A 16,046-nucleotide genomic window follows, 5' to 3' on the forward strand; every position below is an offset into this window, starting at 1 on the left:
CCGGCGGGCCGGGCCGTCAGTCCTCGTCGCTCCGGCTGAGGTACCCGGTCATGGCGCAGCCCTCGTCGGCGTCGACGGCCGGGCACATCGCAGGGGCGTCGTCGTCGCCGTACAGGTAGACGTCCATGCTGCACTTCCGGCCGTCGAACGTCAGTGACAGCGCACTGCCGCGCGTGGCGGTCTCCTGCACGGTGAAGGACGTGTCCCCCGGCTCGGTGGGAGCCCAGAACGCCCAGGTGCCCGAGGCCGGGCCTGCGGCGGTCCCGCACTTCGAGGCGACGGGGTACCTGTCGAGGTTCTCGGCGCTGAACGTGTGGTCCGCACGGAAGGTCAGGGACGCGACCCCGCCGTCGGTCCAGCGCCCTTCCAGCCGTTCCGCGGAGAGGTCGGCGGCGTAGATTCCCGCGGCGAGGCCGCAGGACGCCGTGAGAGCCATCGCCGCGGCCACCAGCGAGACCGGCCGCCATACCCGTCGCATCACGCGCACACTTCCCCCCAACCACCCGGACGGCAGCCCGGGTTCGAGCCCTTGCGACCCACCCCCCACAGTAATTGAACGCATTCAAATTTCCCAGCGGTCTCCCGGAACGACGCCGGGCCCGGGGTGTGACACCCCGGGCCCGGCGCTCGCGTAGCTGCGTATCCGTCGTATCGGTCAGCCGCCGTGCTTGAGGCCGAGGACCTCCGCCGCCGCGAAGGTCTCGTTCGCGGGGCGGGAGTCGTAGTGCGGGGTGAGGACCTCGTCGAGCTCCTCGTAGGAGAAGGACTCCTTGGTGGTGTCGAACTTCGCCGCCACCTTCGGGCGTTCCATGACGACCACGATGCCGCCGTGGACGACGAACAGCTGCCCGTTGGCCTTCGCCGAGGCCGGGGAGGCCAGGTAGCCGACCAGCGGGGAGACGTGCTCGGGGGCGAGGGCGTCGAGCTTGCCCTCCTCCGGGACCTGGAAGCCCGCGAAGACGTCCTCCGTCATCCGGGTACGGGCCCGCGGGCAGATGGCGTTGGCCGTCACCCCGTACTTGGCGAGCGCCAGGGCGGTGGACGTGGTCAGGCCCACGATGCCGCCCTTGGCCGCCGCGTAGTTGGGCTGGCCGGCCGAGCCGCCGAGGAAGGCCTCGGAGGAGGTGTTGATGATCCGGCCGTAGACCGGTCCGCCCGCCGCCTTGGAGCGTTCGCGCCAGTGCACCGAGGCGAAGTGGGTCGTGTTGAAGTGGCCCTTGAGGTGGACCCGGATGACCGAGTCCCACTCCGCCTCCGACATCGAGAAGACCATCCGGTCGCGCAGGATGCCCGCGTTGTTGACCAGGATGTCGAGCTTGCCGAAGCTGTTCACCGCCAGCTCGACCAGCTCGCGCGCCTGCTCGAAGTCGGCCACGTCGCCCAGGTGCGCCACCGCCTGTCCGCCCGCGGCGCGTATCTCCGCCGCGACCTCCTCCGCCGGTGCGGCCGAGGCCTCGCCGGAGCCGTCGCGGCCGGGCTGCCCGAAGTCGTTGACGACCACGCTCGCGCCGAGCCGGGCGAGTTCGATCGCCTCGGACCGGCCGAGCCCGCGGCCCGCCCCGGTGACGATGGCGACGAGTCCCTCAAGTGGCAGTGACATCCGTACGGTTCCTCTCGAAACGGGTCAGAGTTCGATGCAGGTGCGCAGGGCCGTGCCCGTACGCATCTGGTCGAGCGCGTCGTTGATCTCGGCGAGCTGCACGCGGTGCGTGATCAGGCCCGCCAGGTCCACCCGGCCGGCCCGCCACAGCGCGATGGTGCGCTCGTAGGAGCGGAGCACGTCGCCGCCGCCGTACATCGACGGCAGGATCTTCTTCTCGTCGAAGAAGAGGGAGAACATGTTGATCGAGTAGTTGTCGTCGAGTGCGCCGGCGCCGACCACGACGACGGAGCCGCCGCGGCGGGTCATGTCGTAGGCGGTCTTGGTGGTCGCGGACTTGCCGACGACCTCGAAGACGTAGTCGAAGCCCTCGCCCGCGGTGATCCGGTTCTTGGCGTCGGCGAACTCCTCCGGGGAGACCGCCTCGGTGGCGCCGAAGCGCAGCGCGGCCTCGCGCCGGGAGGCGACCGGGTCGACGGCGATGATCTGCGCGGCGCCCTGCACCTTGGCGCCCTGGATGACGGAGATGCCGACGCCGCCGCAGCCGATGACGGCGACCGAGGAACCGGCCTCCACGTTGGCGGTGTTGATGGCCGCGCCGAGCCCGGTGGTGACTCCGCAGCCGATGAGGGCGGCGATGTCGAAGGGCACGTCGTCCGGGATGGGTACGGCGCAGGCCGCCGGGACCACCATCTCCTCGGCGAAGGTGCCGGTGCCCGCGAAGCCGAAGATGCCGGCGTCCCCGCGCTGGAAGTTGGGGGTGGCGACGTTGCCGAAGGCCTCCAGGCACAGGTGGCCCTGGCCGCGCTTGCAGGAGGGACAGTGCCCGCAGGGCGGGAGCCAGCAGACCAGGACCCGGTCGCCGATCTTGTGGCTGGTGACCCCGTCGCCGACGTCGGTGATCACGCCGGAGCCCTCGTGGCCCGGGATGAAGGGGGCGGGCTGCGGGAGGACGCCGCTCATCGCGGAGAGGTCGGAGTGGCACAGGCCGGTGGCCTTGATGCGGATCCTGACCTTGCCGGGGCCGAAGCCCACGGCCTGCATGTCCTCGACGACTTCGAGCTTGTCCTGGCCTATCTCGCTCTGGAGTGCTGCGCGCACGGTGCGGCTCCTTCGGTGGTGGGTGCGGGGGTACTCGCGGACTTCGGCCGAGCCGGCCGCTGCGGTCGGCTCAGCCGTGTTCGACGACGGTGTCGGCGAGGACCGGGGCGTCGTCCCGGTCGGCGGCGCTCACCGTGACGAGGACGCGGCCGGGCTCCTGCCACATCCGGATCCGCAGGGTCTCGCCGGGGAAGACGATCCCGGCGAAGCGGGTGCGGTAGGCGCGGACGCGGGACACGTCGCCGTCCAGGACGGTGTCGACCACGGCCTTGAGGGTCATCCCGTACGAGCACAGGCCGTGCAGGATCGGCTGGTCGAAGCCGGCCATCTTGGCGAACTCGGGGTCCGCGTGCAGCGGGTTCCAGTCTCCGGAGAGGCGGTACAGCAGCGCCTGCTCCTCGCGGATCTTGCGCTCCTCCACCCGGTCGGGCGCCCGCTCGGGCTGCTCGGCCTTGACGGAGGGCCCGCGGTCGCCGCCGAAGCCGCCCTCACCGCGTACGAAGATCGAGGCGTCGGAGGTCCACAGCGGCCCGTCGGCGTCCGCGACCTCGGTGCGCAGGACGATCACCGCGGCCTTGCCCTTGTCGTAGATCGCGGCGACCGTGGCCGTCGAGTCGGCCTGGCCCTTGACCGGGATAGGCCGGTGCAGCTCGATGGACTGGCTGCCGTGCAGCACGTTGGCGAGGTTGACCTCGATGCCGGGGGCGGCGAGGCCGCCCATCATGGCCATGCCGGCACCGGCGACCGTCGCGAAGCTGGGGAGCACGTGGAGCTTGGACTCCAGGGTGTAGCGCAGCTCCTCGGGGTCGGTGGCGGCCCCGGGGTTGTTCGGGGAGGTCCCCGCGCCGAGTCCGAGGTGGTAGAGCTGGATGTCCTTGTGGTCCCAGGCGATGTTCCCCTTGCGGGGTTCGGCGGCGAGGGCCTTGGCGGCATCGATCGGCATGGGCGTGCTGCTCCCTGTGTTGGAAACACCGTCTTTGAGGCACCTGCTGTGCGGCACCGGCTGTGAGAGCGCGGTGCCTTGGAAGACCTCGGCGCGGCCGTCCGCACCGTCGGCCGCACCGAGGTCGTATGCGGGACCCGGCACTCTAGAACGCGTTCTAGGTTGCCCGGTGAAGGAATGTATAACGCACGCCCCAGCACTTGGGAAGACTCCTGACTATCTGTCAGACTTACTTCACGCACGGCGCGTTGCGCGGGTACGGGATACTTCGCCCCTACCCTGGCCGGGTGGATGAGATGCCCGTTCCCCAGCGCCCCGCCCGATCCCTGCGGGTGCTCCTGGACCCGCCGAACCCTGCCCTGGCGGTCCACCTCGGCCTCCAGCCGGACATCGAGGTCGTGGCCTCGCCGCTGGCCCGCCCGGCGGTGGCGCTGACGGATGCGGTGGACCGCGTCCCCGCCCTCCTGGCGGAGGATCCGGAATGCCGGATCCTGGTGCTGACGGGCTCCGCCCATCCGGGCCTGCCGGAGGCCGCCCTGGCCGCCGGCGCGGCCGGCCTGGTCCTGCGGGACGGCCCGGTCGAGGACCTCGCGGACGGCATCCGCCGCGCGTCCCGGGGCGAGTCGGTGGTCGACCCGGCCCTGGCGACCCCGCGCGACCCGCAGGCCACGTAGGGCCGGGACCTCGCACACACACCCGCCCCGCGGATCCTCCGGATCCGCGGGGCGGGTGTGTGTGCGGCAGACGGCCTGCTCAGCGGCCGGAGGCGGGCGCCGTCCAGTCGTCGACCGTCCGCGACGGATCCAGGGCGACGGGCAGCCTCTCCAGCCCGCGGAAGGCCGGGAAGGGCCCCTTGAGCCACTCCTCGTGGCCCGGCTCCGGGGTCGCCAGGACCATCTCGGGGAACCGGTCGAGCAGGGCCGTCAGCGCGGTCTCCAGCTCCATCCGGGCGAGCGGGGCGCCCAGGCAGTAGTGCGGTCCGTGGCCGAAGCCGAGGTGGGTGCTCTGCAGCCCCTTGCGCGTCACGTCCAGGGTGTCCGGTTCCGCGAACTTCTCCGGGTCCCGGTTGGCGGAGGAGATCGCGATCTGGACCAGTGCCCCCTTCGGGATGGTCACTCCCCCGATCTCCACGTCCTCCAGGGCGTAGCGGAACGTGGAGGTCTCCACCGAGCACTCGAACCGGACGAGCTCCTCGACCGCCTGGGGCAGCAGCCCCCGGTCCGCCCGGACGAGCGCGAGCTGGTCGGGGTGGGACAGCAGAGAGAAGACCGCGTTGCCGATCTGGTAGGTGGTGGTCTTGTGTCCCGCGAAGAGCAGGACCCACATCATCGAGACGAGTTCGTCGTCCGTCAGGGCCCCGTCCTCGTGCTGCGTCTGGATCAGCACGGTGAGGAAGTCGTCCGCGGGTTCGGCGCGCTTACGGGCCACCAGGTCGAGGAAGTAGTTCCGCAGCCAGTCCTCCGCCTCGGCCAGCTCGCCCGCCATGTCCTTGCTGAACCGGGAGCGCGTCACCTGCCCGAACCACTTCAGGACGTCGGTGCGCTCGTCCCCGACGATGCCGAGGAGTTCGCAGATGACCATGACGGGGAGCGGCAGGGCGAAGGCCGTCATCAGGTCCACGGGGGTGTCCGTCGGACACTTCGCCAGCAGCTCGTCGGCGAGCTGCTCGATGCGCGGGCGCAGCAGCTTGACGTGGCGCGGAGTGAAGGCCTCGTGGGCGATGTGGCGCAGCCGGGTGTGCCGAGGGGGGTCGGCGAAGATCAGGTTGTCGTCGAGGGCGTCGCAGGTGTCCCCGAAGACCGCGTGGTAGATGTCGATGCCCTCGTGCATGTCCTTGCCGATGCGCGGATCGGACAGCGCGAGCCGGGCGTCCTCGTACCGGGTGATGAGATACGTGTCCACCCCGTGGCGCGTGGTCAGCTTGCAGACGGGGGCCTGCTCGCGCAGCGACCGGTAGACCGGGTAGGGGCACGTACGGTACTCCGGCGTGCCCATGGACACGGCCGCCTGGGCCTCGCCGACGGGAAGGCCGTCACTCACGGCCACTGCGGGTTCGGTCGTCACGGCGTAGACCTCTCGTGGGGCTCGGGGCTCGGGGCTCGACTGTCCAGCCCCTCACTCCCTCGGCCCGCGCCCCGCATAACGCCCGTTACCCCGTTCGGGCCCGAAACTACGCCCGCCTGAGCGGATCGGCCGGGTCCCCGAGCCGTCCCGCGAACGCCCGCGGGGCCCCGCCATAAGGTCCCCCCATGCCGGACATCGCAGACACCACCCCGCTCCCGCCCGACGACGGCAGCGACAGCAGGATCGACGTCCACCACCACTTCTGCGCCCCGGAGTGGCTGGAGTGGGCCGAAGGCCAGGGCCTGGCGAACCGGAAGGCGCTGCCGCCGTGGGCGCGCTGGGACGCGGCGGCGGCCCTGGCCCTGATGGACCGCGCGGGCATCGCGACCGCCGTCCTCAAGCCGATGCTGCCGGCGCGCTACGCCACGTCCGCGCAACTGCGCGAGGCCACGACCGTCACCCTGCGGGCGGCGGCGGAGGTGGCCCGGGCCCACCCGGGCCGCTTCGCGTTCCACGTCCCGCTCTTCTTCGACGACCCGGAGGTCGCGCGGTGGGCGCTGCGGTGGGGGCTCGACGAGATGGGGGCGGTGGGTGTGAACGTGACGGCGAACTACGGAGGCGTCTACCTGGGCGACCCCTCCTACGACCCCCTCTTCGCGGACCTGAACGAACGCTCCGCCATCGTGGACACCCACCCGCACAACCTCCCGGGAGTCGGCGGCGGACCCCCGCCGGGCGGAGGACCCGGGGCGCATGCGGGGCCCGGTGCGGACGGTGGGCCGGGGGCGGGCGGCGGACCCGGCGGGGGCCACGGGCCGGGCGGGGCCGGCGGGCCGGGGGCGGTGGCCGTGCCGGGGATCCCGCACTTCCTGTGCGACTTCCTCCTGGACACCACCCGGGCGGCGCTGAACATGATCCACAAGCGCACGCTGGACCGCTTCCCGAACCTGTCCGTGATCCTGCCGCACGCGGGCGGCTTCCTCCCGCACATCGCCACCCGGGTGGAGGCCTTCGCGGGGTCGCTCACCCCGCCCGTCGAGCCGGCAATGGTCCGGGACCACCTGGCCCGCTTCTACTACGACACGGCCGGGCCCATGTCCCCTGCGGGGACCCTGCTGGCGATGGCGTCCCCCGACCGGATCCTCTTCGGCACCGACTGGCCGGCGTGCCCCGCGGAGATGGTCACGGACGTCGCGCTGCCCGCGCTGGCGGCCGACCCCGCGCTGACGCCGGATCACCATCGGGCGATCAACCGGGACAACGCGCTGCGCCTGATGCCGGCCCTGGCTCCGCTGAGCCCCGCACCCGTCTGACCGCTGCGCGGGCCGAAGTCCCCACAGCAGACCCGCTGCGACGGCCACCGCTGCGCGGGCCAGAGTCCCCTACCCGCCCTTCCACCGTTCCCCGGGCGCTGCCCGGACCCCGGTCCTCAAACGCCGGACGGGCTGAAAGACAGGGTCCCGGGCTGCGCCCGGACCCCCTGGGGCTCCGCCCCAGACCCCGCGCCTCAAACGCCGGCGAGGCTGGAGACGGCCGGGGCGGGGACGGGGACGGGGTGGGGTGTCGGTCTGGACGTAGAGCGTGATTTGTGGCGCGGAAACAGGCTTCGCCTTGTCGGAGTAGGGCAGGGGGCGCCTAAATCATGCAGTCCAGACCGACACCCCACCCCGGCCCCGGCACCGCCCCCCACCCGCAGCAACCCCGCGCCCAGGCCAACCCCAGCCCCGCCGGCGCTTGAGGCGCAGGGGTCCGGGGACCGGTCCCCGGCTACCGCCGCAGCAGGGTGACCACCGCCGCCCCGCCCAGCCCGATGTTGTGGGCGAGCCCGACCCGCGCCCCCGGCACCTGCCGCGGCCCCGCCGCACCCCGGAGCTGCCAGACGAGTTCCGCCGCCTGCGCGAGCCCCGTCGCACCGAGCGGGTGGCCCTTCGAGATGAGCCCGCCCGACGGGTTGACCACCCACCGCCCGCCGTACGTCGTCGCGCCCGATTCCACCAGCGCCCCCGCCCCACCGTCCTCGCACATGCCCAGCGCCTCGTACGTCAGCAGCTCGTTGATCGAGAAGCAGTCGTGCAGCTCGATGACGTCCACGTCCCCGATCCCGAGCCCCGACGCCTCGAACACCGCCCGCCCCGCCGCCGCCGTCATCGGCTTGCCGACCGCGTCGATGCAGGTGCCGGAGGCGAAGGACGCCTCGGTGTCCGTGGTCATGGACTGGGCGACGATCTCCACCGCCCGGTCCCCGAGCCCGTGCTGCTCCACGAACCGCTCCGACACGACGACCGCAGCCGCCGCCCCGTCGGAGGTCGGCGAGCACTGGAGTTTGGTCAGCGGCTCGTGGATGGCCTTCGCCGCGAGGATCTCCTCCACGGTGTACACGTCCTGGAACTGCGCGTTCGGGTTGTTCGCCGAGTGCCGGTGGTTCTTCGCCCCGACCATCGCGAGCTGCGCGGCCGTAGTCCCGTACAGCTTCATGTGTTCGCGCGCCGCGTTCCCGAAGATCTGCGCGGTCGGCGGGGACATCTCGAAGCCGTGCCCGGCGGCCATGATCCCGTAGTGCCGGGCGACCGGCGAGGTCTTGAAGTCCCCGCCGTCCGAACCGCCGCCCAGCGCCCCGCGCTTCATCTTCTCGAAGCCGAGCGCCAGCACGCAGTCGTTGATCCCGCCCTCGACGAACTGTCGCGCCATCATCAGCGCCGTCGAGCCCGTCGCGCAGTTGTTGTTGACGTTGTAGACGGGGACCCCGCTCAGTCCCAGTTCGTACGCCGCCCGCTGGCCGGCCGTGGAGGCCTGGAAGCAGTAGCCCACCGGTACCTGCTCGACCAGCCCGTACTCGATGCCCGCGTCCGCGAGCGCCGCGTCGCCGGCCTCCTTCGCCATGTCCCAGTACTGCCAGTCCCTCGACTCCGGCTTCTCGAACTTCGTCATGCCGACGCCCACGATGTACGACTTCATGTCTGTACTGCCCTTCAGTCCCTGGGAAGGCCGAGGATCCGCTCGGCGACGACGTTGAGCTGGACCTGCGTGGTGCCTCCGGCGATGGTCAGGCAGCGCGACATGAGCATGCCGTGCACCGCCCGCTTCCCCACCCCTTCGCTCACCGCGCCCGCCGGTCCGAGCAGTTCGAGCGTGAGCTCGGCGGTCCGCTGCTGGTGCGGGGTCTGGACGAGTTTGCGTACGGACGCACCCGCGCCCGGCTCCAGCCCCGACACCTGCTGGAGCGTGGTGCGCAGCCCGATGCAGGCCAGGGCGTGTGCCTCGGCGGCCAGGGCCCCGATCCGGACCCGGTATCCGCCTTCGAGTTCGGCGGAGCGGGCGAGCAGCGCTTCCAGGCCGGTGTCGAAGGTCATCTGGTCGGCCATGTGGACGCGTTCGTTGCCGAGGGTGTTGCGGGCGACCTTCCAGCCCCCGTTCTCCGCGCCCACCAGGGCGTCGGCCGGGAGCGGCACGTCGTCGAAGTAGACCTCGTTGAAGAGGGCTTCGCCGGTGATCTCCTTCAGCGGCCGGATGTCGATCCCGGGGGTCTTCATGTCCACCACGAAGTATCCGAGCCCCTTGTGCTTGGGGGCGTCCGGGTCGGTCCGCGCGAGCAGGATCCCGTAGTCGGCGCTCTGCGCGGAACTGGTCCACACCTTCTGCCCGTTGACCACCCAGGAGCCGTCCCCGCCGGGTGCCCGCTCCGCCTTGGTCCGCAGCGAGGCGAGGTCGGAGCCCGCGCCCGGCTCGGAGAAGAGCTGGCACCAGGTGACGTCGCCGCGCAGCGTGGGCAGCAGGTAGCGCTCCTGCTGCTCGGGGGTCCCGTAGGCGAGCAGGGAGGGTACGACCCAGGTGGCGATCCCGAGGTCGGCGACCTTGACCCCGGCGGCCTTGAGTTCCTGCTGGACGACGAGCTGCTCGACGGGTCCGGCGCCGAGCCCGTACGGGGCCGGCAGGTACGGGGCCGCGTACCCGGTGGGTGCCAGGACCCGGCGGGCGGTGGCGGGGTCGAGCCCGGCCGCGTCCGCGATGGCGGTACGGGCCTTCGCGCGGTGCTTCTCGGCCTGGGCGGGCAGTTCGAGGCGCAGCTCGCGCCGGGCTCCGGCCGCGGCGAGCCGTACGGCCCGGACCCGGTGGCCGTCTCCGGAGCCGAGGAGCTGGCGGGCGACCAAGGCCCTCCGCAAGTAGATGTGGGCGTCGTGCTCCCAGGTGAAGCCGATGCCGCCGAGGACCTGGACGCAGTCCTTGGCGCAGGAGTACGCGGCGTCGAGCGCGGTGCCGGCGGCCAGCGCGGCCACCAGCGAGCGCACCTCGGCCGGTTCCTCCGCGGCCTGTGCGGCGTCCCAGGCGAGCGCGCGGGCCTGCTCCACGCGCACCAGCATGTCGGCGCACAGGTGCTTGATCCCCTGGAACTGCCCGATGGGCCGCCCGAACTGCTCGCGCACCTTCGCGTACTCGGCGGCGGTCTGCAGCGCCCAGGCGGCGGTGCCGCAGGCGTCGGCGGCGAAGAGCACGCAGGCGAGGTCGCGTACGAGGGCGGCGTCGAGTTCCAGCTGGGCCCCCGGTCCGGCGGTGACTCCGCGGGCGCGGACCTCGGCGGTGGGCCGGGTGGGGTCGGCGCTGTCCTGGGTGCGGATGTCCAGCGCGGCGGCGTCGACGGCGAACCAGCGGGTCCCGTGCGCGGTCTCGGCGGCGAGCAGCACGAGGTCGGCCTCGCCGGCGCCGAGCACCGGCGGGGCGGTCCCGTCGAGGAGGTAGCCGCCCTCCACGGCGACGGCGGTGAGGTCCCCGGGTCCGAGCGCCACGGCGCCGACCCGGCCGCCGAGGGGTTCGGCCCCGGCCCGGTCGAGGAGGACGGAGGCCAGCACGCTCGGCAGGTACGCCCCGGGCAGCGCCGCCCGGGCGGCCTCCTCCACCACGACGGCGAGGTCGAGCAGGGTGCCGCCCTCCAGGTGCGGTTCCAGCAGCCCGGAGGCGAGCAGCCCGTCCCAGTAGGCGGGCCGCGCGCCCGTCTGCGGCGGGGTGTCGAGGAGCTTGCGGACCTCCTCGGGCGGCACGGCCCGCGCGACCCAGCCGCGGACGGCTTCGGCCAACTCCCGCTGTTCCTTCGTGATTCCGATGCCCATGCGCGGCAGAGTAGAACACGTTTCATTCTGACGGAAGGTCAGAACTGAAACGTGTTCTCACTCTGTGGACGGGGCGCCAGGGGGCGAAGTGGCCTCAGGGGAGGAGGGCGAGCCCCGTCACGGCCGTGGCGAGCGCCGCGGCACCCGCGATCGCGATCCACCGGGCGGAGCGGACGTACCCCTCGCGCTCCCCGAGCTCCTTGCGCACGGCGGCCATCGTGCCCATCTGGACCCGCTTCGCCACGCGCGGCAGCCGCACCAGCGTGTACTCGTCGCCCACGACGCGCGGGGGCCGGGGGCCGACGCCCTCGGTGTGCCGGGCGGTCGTGCCGCCCGCCTGCGGGTAGTCGTAGTGGGCGCGCAGGGTGTCGGTCCCCCGCAGCGGTTCCAGCGCCACCAGGACCGCGGTGACCTCGACGCCGGTTTCCTTCAGCTCCTTCAACTCCTTGACGTTGCCGCTCTCCCCCCAGAGCCACATCAGACCGAAGAAGGCCAGGCCGAGGCCCGCCAGGACGTACACCGTGAGTACCAGAATGACCATGTCCACATCGGTGACCGTACGTCCGCGACTACCTCCGGGAAACCCCGGCCCCATACGATCGCGCCCATGTCGATCATTTCCTCCATACCCGTCCTCCTGGGTGACCACGGAGCCGAACTCCGAGCCGAGGAAGATGGGTTGCTCCTACGACGCCCCCGCGAGGAGGTCCGCATCCCCCTCGCCGCCGTCGCGCACGTACACGCGAACGGGAGGGTGGTGGCCGTGGAACTGACGGCCCCCGCCGGGACCGGGGCGACCCTGTACCGGATCGAGGGCGTGAGCCGCGCCGCGGCCGCCGTCTTCGCGGAAGCGCTGAACGCCTCGCTGCCCGAACGCCCCGCCGGAGAGGCCCTGGTGGACGGCTCGACGCTCGTGACGGTCACGCCCCGGGACGGTGCGGACGGCGGCCGGGAAGCGGACGGCGAAGCGGAGGAGGAGGCGGAGCCGGCGGAGGCGCTGCAGCCGGTTGACGTCGTCGTCCGCTGCGTGACGGCCGCCGCCGGACTCGGGGTCCTCGCCCTCGCCGCGGGTGTGGTGATCACCGGGGATCACGTGAGCCGCGCACTCGCCGTGCTGCTGCTCGGCGCCACCGCCCTGGGGGCCGGCCGTCTGCTGCTCACAACGACGGTGACCCTGTGGAACAGGTGGTACCTGCCCCGCCACGGCATCACGGTCGAGGCACAGCCCACCCAGGTCCGCGGACTGGCCGCCTACGGATACACCGCCACAGACGGCAGGGTCCGGCCCGCCCCCGGCGGCAACGCAGCGAGCGGTCCGTACCGCGTCTCCTATCACCCCGCCCACCCTGCACGCGCAGTCGTGCCCAGCGGCCTGGGCGACGCCTTCGAGTGGATCGGACGGGTGCTCCTCGTGACCGCCACCGCCCTCCTCGGCTGGGCCGCCCTCGCCCTCGCCCTCCCCGCCTTCCGCTGATCCGCCCGGTCAGGACTTCTCGTAGTAGTAGCCGTCGCCGTGCGAGGGGCCCACGTTGTGCTGGAGGCCCTTCGGCAGGCTCTTGGTGAAGAAGGAGGGGTCCAGGACCCCGCAGAACTGGCTGGTGGACTTGGACTTGTCCTCCGCGCCCGCGCCGATGTTGATCCGGTTCCCGCCGGAGGCCAGCGAGGTCACCTTGGCGATGTGCTCACAGTGCCCCATCTGGGACTCGGTGATCAGGCGGACCGCCCCGGAGCGACTGATGATCACCGTGCTCGGCTGGCCGATGTTGAGGTCGGCCTTGTAGGTCCAGGTCCCGGCGAAGTACGCGGGCACCGCGTCGCCGCCGCCCGAGCCGCCGCTGGGCGAGCCGCCGCCGCTCGGGGAGCCGCCGCTCGGAGACCCCCCGCTCGGGGAGCCGCCTCCGCTCGGAGAGCCCGCGCCCCCCGGGGTGGCGCCCGGGCTGGTGCCCGTACCGGTGCCTCCGCCGGCCGGGCTCCCGCCTCCGCCCTGGCTCGCGCTGCTGCCGCCCGGGGTGCCGGCTCCCCCGCCGGGGGTCCCCGCACCCGCCGCCGCGCCCTGCCCGGCGGCGGCCTGGCCGTCCGGCGCCGGTACGGGCGGGCTCTGGGGGGCCTGGGGGCTCTCGGAGTTCGGCGCACCCGGAGCCGGTGAGCCGCTCGCCGCCGAAGGGGAGCCGGAGGAGGCACCGGGCACCACGGGCGCACTGCTCGCCGGGGGCGAAGCCAGCCGCCCGTCGGCGTCACCGCCGCCGAACGGCTGGAGCAGGGCCACCGTGCCCCCGCCGACGGTGAACACCAGGACGGCCGGCACCACGACGGTCAACCGCCGCCGCGCCCCGCGCCGTTCCCCCGCCGCCACGCCGCCGGCGGTGGACGGCCCGGTCGCCGGACCGGCTCCCTCGACGGCCGCGACGACCTGCTCGCCGGACTCCCCCGCCGCTCCCGCCTCCGGCCGCAGCCCGAGCGTCCCCCGGTCCGGGGTCTGCACCTCGGGCGCCGGTACGGGTACGGGTACGGCCGCGGCCTCCTCCGCCGCCGGTGCCGCCTCCGCGTCGAGCAGCCGCGCCGCCTGCCGGGCGAGGCGTTCCACCACGCCGGGCGGCAGCCACGCCCCGCCGCGTGCCGCAGGGAGGACCCGCTCGGGGTCGGCCAGCAGCTCGTCGACGCCTGGCCGTTCCTCCACTCCCTTGACCAGGCAGCGGCCGATGAGCGCACGCAGGGACTCGTCCGCGACCCGTTCCAGGGCCGGTTCGCCCTCCACGATCTGGAACATCACCGCGTGCTGGTTGCTGGCCCCGTGCCCGAAGGGCAGTTCCCCCGTGGCCGCGTACATCAGGACGCAGCCGAGCGTGAACACGTCGCTCTTCGCCCCGGCCCGCTGACCGCGCACCTGCTCGGGCGACATGAACCCGGGCGAGCCGACGACCATGCCGGTGCTGGTGAGCAGCGATTCGACGGAGGTCTCCAGGGCGCGCGAGATCCCGAAGTCGATGACCCGGCTGCCTTCGACGGTCAGCATCACGTTCGACGGTTTGAGGTCGCGGTGCACGATCCCGGCGGTGTGGATGTCCTTGAGGGCGTGCAGCAGCCCGTCCGCGAGGGCGTGGACGGAGTCCACGGGCAGGGGGCCGTGCCGGCGCACGATCTGCTCCAGCGAGAGCCCGGGTACGTATCCGGTGGCGACCCAGGGACGTTCGGCGTCGGGGTCGGCGTCCAGGACGGGGGCGGTGTACCGCTCCCCGACCTTCCGGGCGGCGTCGATCTCCCGGCGGAAGCGGGCCCGGAACTGCGCGTCGGCGACGTGCTCCTCGTGCACCACCTTGACCGCGACCGTACGCCCGCCCTCGGACCGGGCCAGGTACACCCGGCCCATCCCGCCGGCCCCGAGGCGCCCGAGGAGCAGGTACGGCCCGATCCGGCTCGGATCACCGGATGCGAGCGGCTTTATGCCCCCCTCGACGTTGTCGTCGTCATCCCTGCGCACGCTGCTCATGCTGCCCCGTCCCCCGATGGTCCGTCGCGGTCGGCCGGACTGGCGTGTCCGGCCGAACCCGCCTCAGGGTAAGGGCAGTTACGTTCAGGATGAAGCTACGCCCAGGCCTACGCCGCGGTGCAGACGACCCAGGCGGAGGCGGCGTGGCTCTGTCCGGTGTCGGTGTTCTTCACTCCCACCGACCAGCCCGTGGGGCTGGGCAGGGAGTCGGTGAGGAAGGTGAGCGTGCTGCCGGTCTGGCCGCCCCCTCCGGTGGGCACCGTGCCCGCCGGGCAGCTCACGTGCGCGAATCCGAACCCGCCGGCCGGGATGAAGACGTTGTCGCCCCGGTACTGCGCGTGCGCGCTCTGCGGCGCGACCACACCGGCGTCGGTGGGCGGCGCGGGCTTGGGCGGATCGCCCCCGGAGTCCCACGCGTTGGCGGAAAACGCACTGCCGGCCAGGAGCACGAGCGAGGTCACGGCGGCCAGGGCGAGGGAGCGGGCGGGTTTCATGTCGGGCTTCCTTTGCACGCGCGGGATCGGGTCAGCCCTGGATTTCCCCGATCCCGCGGGGTGACCCGCCCGGCCACTCGTCCGGCGCAGGAAGAAACGTATGTGCGCATGCCGAACGAGTGACCCAGCCCCGAGGGGGCCGCCCCACCTGTCAGAGGCTCCGCACGAACTCCACGAAGGCGGCCGGCGCGACGGTGAAGGCGGGCCCGTCGGGCACCTTGGAGTCCCGGACGGCGATCCGGCAGGGCTGGGTGGCGATCTCCACGCAGTCGCCGCCGGTGTCGCCGCTGTACGAGGCCTTGCGCCAGTCGGCGGGGCCGAGCGGGGCACACTCGACGCACTCGCCACCGGTGTCCGAGCTGTACGAAGACTTACGCCAGCGCGCGCCCGTCAGGTCCTGGATGCTGTCCATAGCGTTCCTCCATCACACGGGCGATCAGTGCCGCCGATCCCTCTACGGACAGGGCGGCAGCCTGCAGGTGATCGTAACGGAGCGAACCCTCCCTGAGGGCTTGCGGATTAGCGGTCATATGCCCCTGCACGAAGTCCTCGGTGTAGACGAGGTCCGGGTCGTCGTCGAACCGCAGAACTGTGAACGACCCCGGGAGCCCCGCGTGCGCACCCACCTCGAAGGGCAGGATCTGCACCTTCACCCACTCCCGCTGTCGCAGGTCCAACAGGTGCGCGAGCTGCTCCCGCATCACCTCCCGGCCGCCGATCTCCTGATGCAGTACCGCCTCGCTCAACACCACCCACATCAAGGGCGGCTCACTCCGGTCCATGATTCGCTGCCGCTCCATACGGGCGGCGACCTTCCCGTCGAGCCCCTCGTCACCCCGGACCCCGAGGATCGCCCGCGCGTACGACTCCGTCTGCAACAGGCCGTAGACCAACTGCGCCTGGAACGAGGAGATGTACGTGGCCCTCGCCTCCATCTCCGCGTACGCCTGGAACCAGGTGGGCAGCTGGCTCCGTAGGACCAACCCCACCAGGCGGGAGAACACACCGCCCGTGACCAGTGCCGCGTCGACCCGCTCGGAGAAGTCCCGGGTCGGCACCTTCCTCGCCGTCTCGATCTGGCCGATCAGCGAGGCCGCACAGAAGATGATGTCGCCCAGCTGGCCCTGTTTGAGCCCGGCGGCCTCCCGTAGGCGGCGCAGTTCCGAACCGTAGTAGTCCAGCGGAGAAGCGCTGGGGTCGAGACTGCGGATGTTGACCATGGAGCGGTCACCCCCAAGTTCACACCGTGCGGCGT

At 72.5% G+C, this 16,046-nt stretch carries 15 protein-coding genes; 3 read left to right on the top strand and 12 right to left on the bottom strand.

Annotated features, from left to right (window positions below; genetic code table 11):
• Positions 1-16 precede the first annotated feature (16 nt).
• The 4 genes from ACZ60J_RS15395 to ACZ60J_RS15410 all read right to left on the bottom strand — a co-directional run bounded on the left by ACZ60J_RS15395 (position 17) and on the right by ACZ60J_RS15410 (position 3,644).
• Positions 17-478, bottom strand: a complete 462-nt coding sequence (locus tag ACZ60J_RS15395) for a hypothetical protein (RefSeq protein ID WP_469682148.1) — start codon at positions 476-478, stop codon at positions 17-19.
• Between the two features lie 177 nt (positions 479-655).
• A complete protein-coding gene (locus ACZ60J_RS15400; protein WP_469682150.1) occupies positions 656-1,600 on the bottom strand; it encodes a 3-oxoacyl-ACP reductase in 945 nt (314 codons plus the stop codon).
• Between the two features lie 24 nt (positions 1,601-1,624).
• Positions 1,625-2,701: a Zn-dependent alcohol dehydrogenase gene (locus ACZ60J_RS15405; RefSeq protein ID WP_469682151.1), complete on the bottom strand. Its 1,077-nt coding sequence runs from the start codon at positions 2,699-2,701 to the stop codon at positions 1,625-1,627.
• Between the two features lie 70 nt (positions 2,702-2,771).
• On the bottom strand, positions 2,772-3,644 hold the full coding sequence (locus ACZ60J_RS15410; RefSeq protein ID WP_469682153.1) for a MaoC/PaaZ C-terminal domain-containing protein: 873 nt from the start codon (positions 3,642-3,644) through the stop codon (positions 2,772-2,774).
• A 296-nt stretch (positions 3,645-3,940) separates the two neighbouring features.
• Between ACZ60J_RS15410 and ACZ60J_RS15415 the strand changes: the two genes are divergently transcribed.
• Positions 3,941-4,318, top strand: coding sequence for a response regulator (locus tag ACZ60J_RS15415; protein ID WP_469682447.1), 378 nt, complete (start codon positions 3,941-3,943; stop codon positions 4,316-4,318).
• Positions 4,319-4,397: 79 nt separating this feature from the next.
• Here ACZ60J_RS15415 and ACZ60J_RS15420 read toward each other — a convergent pair whose 3' ends face one another.
• Complete coding sequence (locus ACZ60J_RS15420; protein ID WP_469682155.1) at positions 4,398-5,708, bottom strand: cytochrome P450 family protein; 1,311 nt, start codon at positions 5,706-5,708, stop codon at positions 4,398-4,400.
• A gap of 185 nt (positions 5,709-5,893) precedes the next feature.
• Here ACZ60J_RS15420 and ACZ60J_RS15425 point away from each other — a divergent pair, with 185 nt between their 5' ends.
• Entirely contained in the window at positions 5,894-7,021 is a 1,128-nt protein-coding gene (locus ACZ60J_RS15425; RefSeq protein WP_469682157.1) for an amidohydrolase family protein, read from the top strand.
• Positions 7,022-7,475: 454 nt separating this feature from the next.
• On the opposite strand, the gene ACZ60J_RS15430 is transcribed toward ACZ60J_RS15425, so the two are convergent.
• The 3 genes from ACZ60J_RS15430 to ACZ60J_RS15440 all read right to left on the bottom strand — a co-directional run bounded on the left by ACZ60J_RS15430 (position 7,476) and on the right by ACZ60J_RS15440 (position 11,357).
• Positions 7,476-8,663, bottom strand: a complete 1,188-nt coding sequence (locus ACZ60J_RS15430; RefSeq protein WP_469682158.1) for a thiolase C-terminal domain-containing protein — start codon at positions 8,661-8,663, stop codon at positions 7,476-7,478.
• A 14-nt stretch (positions 8,664-8,677) separates the two neighbouring features.
• Complete coding sequence (locus tag ACZ60J_RS15435) at positions 8,678-10,810, bottom strand: acyl-CoA dehydrogenase (RefSeq protein WP_469682160.1); 2,133 nt, start codon at positions 10,808-10,810, stop codon at positions 8,678-8,680.
• Positions 10,811-10,904: 94 nt separating this feature from the next.
• Positions 10,905-11,357: a hypothetical protein gene (locus tag ACZ60J_RS15440; protein ID WP_469682162.1), complete on the bottom strand. Its 453-nt coding sequence runs from the start codon at positions 11,355-11,357 to the stop codon at positions 10,905-10,907.
• Between the two features lie 60 nt (positions 11,358-11,417).
• Between ACZ60J_RS15440 and ACZ60J_RS15445 the strand changes: the two genes are divergently transcribed.
• A complete protein-coding gene (locus tag ACZ60J_RS15445) occupies positions 11,418-12,284 on the top strand; it encodes a hypothetical protein (protein ID WP_469682164.1) in 867 nt (288 codons plus the stop codon).
• Between the two features lie 9 nt (positions 12,285-12,293).
• On the opposite strand, the gene ACZ60J_RS15450 is transcribed toward ACZ60J_RS15445, so the two are convergent.
• The 4 genes from ACZ60J_RS15450 to ACZ60J_RS15465 all read right to left on the bottom strand — a co-directional run bounded on the left by ACZ60J_RS15450 (position 12,294) and on the right by ACZ60J_RS15465 (position 16,011).
• Positions 12,294-14,297 carry a serine/threonine-protein kinase gene (locus tag ACZ60J_RS15450; RefSeq protein WP_469682166.1) on the bottom strand — a complete coding sequence of 668 codons (2,004 nt, stop codon included), beginning with the start codon at positions 14,295-14,297 and terminating at the stop codon, positions 12,294-12,296.
• A gap of 107 nt (positions 14,298-14,404) precedes the next feature.
• Positions 14,405-14,791, bottom strand: a complete 387-nt coding sequence (locus ACZ60J_RS15455) for a hypothetical protein (protein ID WP_469682168.1) — start codon at positions 14,789-14,791, stop codon at positions 14,405-14,407.
• A gap of 151 nt (positions 14,792-14,942) precedes the next feature.
• Positions 14,943-15,203 (bottom strand): DUF397 domain-containing protein, encoded by a 261-nt coding sequence (locus tag ACZ60J_RS15460; protein ID WP_469682170.1) that lies wholly within the window; start codon positions 15,201-15,203, stop codon positions 14,943-14,945.
• Entirely contained in the window at positions 15,163-16,011 is an 849-nt protein-coding gene (locus ACZ60J_RS15465; protein ID WP_469682172.1) for a helix-turn-helix domain-containing protein, read from the bottom strand. Before ACZ60J_RS15465 ends, ACZ60J_RS15460 begins: the two co-directional genes overlap by 41 nt.
• Between the last annotated feature and the right edge of the window lie 35 nt (positions 16,012-16,046).

The organism is Streptomyces sp. NPDC104226, from assembly GCF_055584085.1.